A 6,812-nucleotide genomic window follows, 5' to 3' on the forward strand; every position below is an offset into this window, starting at 1 on the left:
GCGCCTGTTTCTTATCAGTTATATTGCTATAGCATATACCGATAATTATGAGAAAAATAATTAATCAATAATTAACAGATAATGCTTGTTTTTGAAAACTATAAAGCTTAGTAAATAAACCATTATTGTTCATCAAGTCTTGATAATTACCTTGTTCTGCAATTGAACCTTTATCCAGAACAATAATATTATCCGCACCGATAATCGTTTTTAAACGATGAGCAATAACGATTACAGTTCTGTCTTTGACCAGACTGGCGATTGCTTCCTGAATATAAATCTCATTTTCAGGATCCAATGAGGCGGTAGCCTCATCAAGCAAAATAATAGGAGCATTTTTTAATAATGCTCTGGCAATTGAGATTCGTTGCCTTTCACCACCTGATAATTTACTGCCGTTTTCACCTATTAAGGTATTCCAGCCATCAGGTAATCGGGCAATTAGTTCATCACATCTGGCTATTTTAGCGGCAAGTTTGACTTCTTCATCAGATGCATTATGTCTTCCGATGCGAATATTGTTCATAATCGTATCATCAAACAATACCACCTGTTGGAAAACAAAAGCCATTGAATGCATCAAGGTTTCAGGGTCAATTTGCTTAATATCAAGATTACCAATGGTAATCCTCCCCGAATTTACATCCCAAAAGCGCGCAATCAATTGTAATAAAGTACTTTTACCACTACCTGATGGTCCAACTAATGCTGTCATTTTTCCTTCTGGAATAGTGCAGCTTAAATTATTAATAACGTTTATTTGATTGTAGGAAAAATTAACATGATCAATATTGATAGTATGATTAGCAAAAGTCACATCTTCTTTTCCTTCCATAATAGACTCAGATTGTAAACTTCTCATTCTATTGATGGAAACAAGCATATAAAACAGCTCGGGTAATAATGTCAAAATAGAAATCAGAGGGCTATAAATTCGTGAACTGATAATAACAAAGGCAATAAAAGTAATTGGATTTAAGCTACCAGAAACCATCAGCGAAACACCGAGTAAAACCACTATGCCTAAACCGACTTGTAGTGTCATAGTAGACAAAGTGACAATAATTCCTCCTATTCCTTCAAACTTAATTGATGCCCACATCATTTTTTTAAGGGCTTTATCCAGGCGTTGAAATTTTTTACTACTTATTCCGTAACCTTTGATAATTTTGATACCATCCAGATATTCCTGAACTTCGTCCGAAACAATTAATTTAGCCTGAACATGTTTTTCACCAAATTTTTGTTCAAGTCTTTTACCAATAACAACAATAATAATAGAAATCGGCAGAGTACAAAAAATAGCACCAGCCATCCGCCAATCATAAAATGCTAATAAACAACAAGTTATCAGGCTGCTGATTGAATAGCCGATTAATTGAGGTATCACATGGCTAAGCATGTTCTCAATAACGGCACAATCACCCATAATATTAGCCGTAAGTTCAGAAAGATCTTTTCGATTAAAAAAACTAAGCGGTAGTTTGCGGATTTTTTCAGCAACTTCAATTCGGGTATTGGCAGCCTGACTAACAGCATTAGCATAAGTTTTTTCATATTCTCTTTTATAACAAAATAAGAATAATAAGGCTGAAACTACGCCTGCTCCCGCCATAATCCATAAGTAATTTATATTTACAGGAATTTGGTCAGTTAATGGCTTAATTAGCAGGATAATTATCTGTAATAAAATGACAAACGGTAACATTAATGTCAAATTAGAGATGATACAGGCGATAATAGCTTGATTAAGATTTTTATTCTCTGCATCAGACAACATCAATAATTTTTTAAACATATGCCACCTCATCATCTTGACCAGACTGATGCATTTGCCAATTTAATGTTTGCTTATAGTATTGCCACATTTTGTAATAGGTATGATGCTTATCAATTAGCTGCTCATGTGTTCCTTTTTCAACAATTCGACCTTTATCTAATACCACAATTTGATTTGCATCTTTTATTGTTGATAAACGATGAGCAATCATAATAACGGTTTTACCCTGCATCAAAACCTTCAAGGCAAGCTGAATTTTGTATTCATTTTCAGGATCAGCAAAAGAAGTAGCTTCATCAAGAATTAAAATAGGTGAGTTTTTTAGTAATGCGCGGGCGATTGCTAAACGTTGCATTTCACCGCCTGAAAGATGCAGTCCTTTAGTGCCTATTACTGACTGATATCCATCTGGTAGCTTTTCAATAAATTCGTGACATTGTGCAGCTTTCGAGGCGGCAATAACTTCATCTAACCGGGCATCGGGTTTGCCGATTTTAATATTATCTAAAATAGTTTGTTTAAAGAGAAAAACATCCTGAAACACAAAACTCACTAACGACAATAAATACTCACTTTTCATTTGCTTAATATCTACACCACCAATCGTTATCGAACCTTCATCAGGATCAAAGAAGCGGGGAATAAGCAATGAGACTGTACTTTTACCACTGCCGGAAAGCCCAACCAGAGCAGTAGTTGTTCCTTGTTTTGCCGTAAACGAAATGTGACTTAGCGCATTATTCTCTGAAGCCTCACTACCCTGAATCTTATTGTAGGCAAAGGTAACATCATTAAAACCAATATCATAACGATTTACTTCTAAACCAGATTCGGGTTCAGCTAAAGGTTTTACGTTTAAAACACTATCCATATTTTCAACGCTTTTAACTGCTTTTTGAAGGCCTTGAGAAACATACATCAGTTTTAAAAAAGGCGCTGGTAATGCCAGTGAGAAAATTAAATAAAAAATAGAAGCTAAGATAAAATTTGCATAATTATCTACAGAACCGAGTAAGAAAATTATTACCGGGAGAATAAAAAGATAGATGTTATTTAATATCAGTAGAAAAAATGCCATATGATATTTAAAACAATCAGTAAACTTAAGGCAAAATACTTGATACGCTTTGATTGACTCATAAAAGCGTTTAAATGAGAAAAAAGTTTGATTGAAAGCTTTTACAACAGCAATACCACGAATATATTCAACTGAAGCATTACTCATATCAATAAGTCGATTTTGAAACTCCTGCATATGGTTTTTAATATCTTTACGACGGTAGCCGCTTATCAAAACAATATAAGCGAAAATAATGGGTACCAGCGTTGCCAACCCTAAACGCCAGTCAAAAACAGCTAAAATAATTAAAATGATAACCGGAGTTGCAAACGAACCAACCATATCAGGGAGTTGATGAGCAATAAAAATTTCTATCTTTTCAATATCATCATCAACGATTTTTCGTAGCTCTCCACTCGAATGTTCAGTATAAAATCCTAATGGTAAATATGATAAATATCGAACGAAATTATATTTCAAATAGTAAAGCGTTTTAAACGCAGCAATATGCGAGAAGCAGAGTGCAAAGAAATTAAAAAATAGCGACAATGTAGCCGCAATAAAAGCCAGCCAACCATAATGAATAATAAGCCCGTTATTTAATACGTGCTTATCGGCTAAACTCATTATTATTTCGTAAACAATATAATAAACCGAAATAAAAGGGATAAAAGCAGTAGCAACACTTAAAACTGAAAATAAACAAGATAAAATAATTAAAATTTTATTTTTAAAGGTGAGTTGCCAAAGTCGAGAAGTAGGACTGTTATTACACGGTTTCATTAAATGAGTACCTTATTAAAGTAATAATAATCATTATTATTTATAATGTATAAAATAACAATTCTTTTTATAAAACAAACAATATTATGGAGTGTGTTAATAAAATCGCAGGCCTTGAGTGCAACAAATTTTGCACTGAGTCATGATTTTGAGCTGATGCATGACCACAATGGAAAAGATTGCTCTACTTCTTAAAACTATCTTAATGACGAACAGCTGATTAAATAATTAACTCAGTTAAATTATCGAGCAGAGTTTTTTTATTGATCATGAGAATTTATTTTGTTTTTAGTTATCAATAATTTCAAATAAATATTACAGATTGCCAGTGATGTTCTCATTTCATAAGCTATATCTATATGGTATATAACCATTGATAATTTTGTCGTATATAACCTTTACCTGAAAATGATATCTATCTGAATGAAATCTAGGTACGAAAAATGTAAGCTAAAACAGTTAATATTCAAAGTATTACTTCAATAGCTGTAGAAAAACTAAGAGGGTATAGAAAAAGCATACCCTCTTAGTTTTAAATTGACAGAGATAAACATTTATCAGCTAATATCCAGCACCGCATGGAATGCAGCTTGAGGAATATCTACACCGCCAAATTTACGTTGTCTGACTTTATTATCTTTTATATTTTTAGCAATTTTTCTCTTTTTGGATAGAGAGCCGGAATATCCTTTTCCGGTTACGCTTTTGCGTAAGGGCGGAATATCCTCACGCGCAATAACTCTGTTTTCAACCACAGACTGAACTGGCATGGGATATAACTTACGCGGAATCACATGCTTCATTTTCAGAGCTATTTGTTTACCGCGTTCATAACTACTGCTGCGCGGTAAAATAAATGAAAATGCATCTACTATTTCATCATTCAGCCAGATATCCATTTTCACAAGATCAGACGCAATATAACATCTGTCGCGGTAATCAACTGATGCATAACCATGCGTGATGGATTTTAGTGAGTTGAAAAAAGTATAGGCAATTTCAGAAATCGGCAGCTTAAAAAATAGTTCCGCCATTTTGTTATTGAGGTAGGTCATATCAACGAATATACCTCGCTTTTCCTGGCACAGATTCATAATTTCGCCAATATTTTCCACAGGAATAATAATGGCTGATTCAATAAAAGGTTCTTCAATGGAAGCTATTTTTTCAAAACTCGGTAACAACGTCGGATTATTTACCGTAATTACCTGGCCATTCGTAAGCGTTACCCGGTACTCAACACTGGGAAACGTAGAAATAATTTCAATACCATGCTCCCGTTCCAGTCTTTCCTGAATAATTTCCATGTGCAAAATGCCTAGAAAGCCACATCGAAAGCCACTGCCAAGTGCCAGAGAATTTTCCTGTTGATAAATAAAGGCCGAATCATTCAGAGCCAGTTTTTCTATCGCATCGCGCAGCTTTTCCTGTTCCTCATTTTTAATAGGAAACAAGCCTGCATATACCATGGGTTTAACATCTTTATATCCGGGTACGGGCGGAGTGTCTGGTGCATTAATATCAATTAATGTATCACCAACTTTCACATTGGACACCACCTTTATATTAGTAGAAATATAGCCTACCTCGCCAGCAACAAGTGTTTCAACAGACCTCATTTCAGGCAAAAATACACCAATCTGTAATGCTTCAAACTCCAGTTCACTTTTGATCATTTTAATCTTCTGACCAGTAGTCACCGAACCATTGAAGATACGGACATGCAGAACCACACCACGATACATATCGTAATGCGAATCGAAAATTAAAGCCTGAAGAGGACGATTCTGTTCACCACTAGGCGCCGGTATTTCTTTAACAATAGCATTCAGAATATTATCGACTCCGGCCCCTGTTCTGGCCGAAGCCAATATAATATTATCCAGATTAATCCCATCCAGCTCTTCGAGCTCTTTGGTAACACGTTCTACATCCGCATTTGGCATATCAATCTTATTGATAACCGGAATAATCGTTAAATTCTGTTCCTGCGCTAATTTTAAATTAGCAATAGTCTGAGCCTGCACTCCCTGTGTGGCATCAATCACCAATAATGCCCCTTCACAAGCGGCTAAACTGCGGGAAACTTCATAGGCAAAGTCAGTATGACCGGGCGTATCAATCAAATTAAGTTCATACTCAGCCTGATCTTCGGCTTGATAGTACATTCGCACAGTCTGGAGCTTAATAGTAATACCACGCTCTCTTTCAAGCTCCATATTATCTAATAATTGCTCTTTCATTTCTCTTTCGCTGACCGTTTTTGTCATTTCAATTAACCTGTCAGCCAGCGTAGATTTACCATGATCAATATGAGCAATAATACAAAAATTTCTAATATTATTTAGGTTCATATTCCCATTCTTTCAGATTTTATTCATTTAATAGGCATTAAATGTAATAATTAGAGTAACTCGAAGTCAAGCTTAATATCCCGTCTTTACTAATTGTGATATTTTGTTGATTTATAAAACTAAAGAGGTAAAAAATGGTGGATTTACAGGATTGTATTTTATCAATAGCCAATAATGGGCAGTTAAGCCTCAAACCTAAATATTCCGTAACCGAAGCGGCCCAAATTCTTGGATTATCAGCACATACTCTGCGCTATTACGATTCTCTTAATCTATTCCCGTTCTTACAGAGAGATCAGCATGACAAAAGATTTTTTTCAGATGCAGATTTACAATGGGCAAAATTAATCGAGTGTTTACGCAATGCCAATATGTCCATAAAAGATGTTCAACACTATATAGAGCTCTGTTTGCAAGGAGATAAAACACTGAATCAGCGGCTGAATATAATTAGCCAGCAAGAACAAAAGCTGCTCGACACCATGGAAACATTAAAAAAGCAAATAGCATTGTTGAGATTTAAAAAAGAATACTATGAAAATGCTAAACTCAAAAAAGACCTTGATAAATAGAACTGTCATCTAATCATAAGTAGAAGGAATAGAGGCTATAAACAAGTCAACATTCCTATCGGCAGATAGTGGAGTCAAATAAAACAGCAAAACTGAGTCAAAGGCACCAAAAATAAACTTAGTAAAAACAGTTGAATGAGGAGGAAGTCAAAAATAAATGCAGGCAGGAGTTGACAGGGGCTTTGTGGAGGCGTATAGTTCGCCTTCTTCGCTGATGACGCGACACGAAACAAACGCACAGTTTAAAGTAGAACGCAGTCGAA

At 35.0% G+C, this 6,812-nt stretch carries 4 protein-coding genes; 1 reads left to right on the plus strand and 3 read right to left on the minus strand.

What is annotated here, in order from left to right:
• Window positions 1-64 precede the first annotated feature (64 nt).
• The 3 genes from GY065_RS02125 to lepA form a co-directional block, all read right to left on the minus strand.
• Entirely contained in the window at window positions 65-1,798 is a 1,734-nt protein-coding gene (locus GY065_RS02125; RefSeq protein WP_174832916.1) for an ABC transporter ATP-binding protein, read from the minus strand.
• The gene (locus tag GY065_RS02130) at window positions 1,791-3,623 is read right to left on the minus strand and encodes an ABC transporter ATP-binding protein (RefSeq protein WP_174832917.1); all 1,833 of its coding nucleotides are present in this window, start codon (window positions 3,621-3,623) and stop codon (window positions 1,791-1,793) included. The genes GY065_RS02125 and GY065_RS02130 overlap by 8 nt, the downstream gene beginning before the upstream one ends.
• 557 nt (window positions 3,624-4,180) lie before the next feature.
• Window positions 4,181-5,977, minus strand: a complete 1,797-nt coding sequence (gene lepA / locus GY065_RS02135; RefSeq protein WP_084547987.1) for a translation elongation factor 4 — start codon at window positions 5,975-5,977, stop codon at window positions 4,181-4,183.
• A gap of 134 nt (window positions 5,978-6,111) precedes the next feature.
• On the opposite strand from lepA, the gene GY065_RS02140 reads away from it, so the two are divergent.
• Window positions 6,112-6,549, plus strand: coding sequence for a MerR family transcriptional regulator (locus tag GY065_RS02140; RefSeq protein ID WP_174832918.1), 438 nt, complete (start codon window positions 6,112-6,114; stop codon window positions 6,547-6,549).
• Window positions 6,550-6,812 lie beyond the last annotated feature (263 nt).

The organism is Snodgrassella sp. ESL0323, assembly GCF_013346865.1.
GTDB classification, from domain to species: domain Bacteria; phylum Pseudomonadota; class Gammaproteobacteria; order Burkholderiales; family Neisseriaceae; genus Snodgrassella; species Snodgrassella alvi.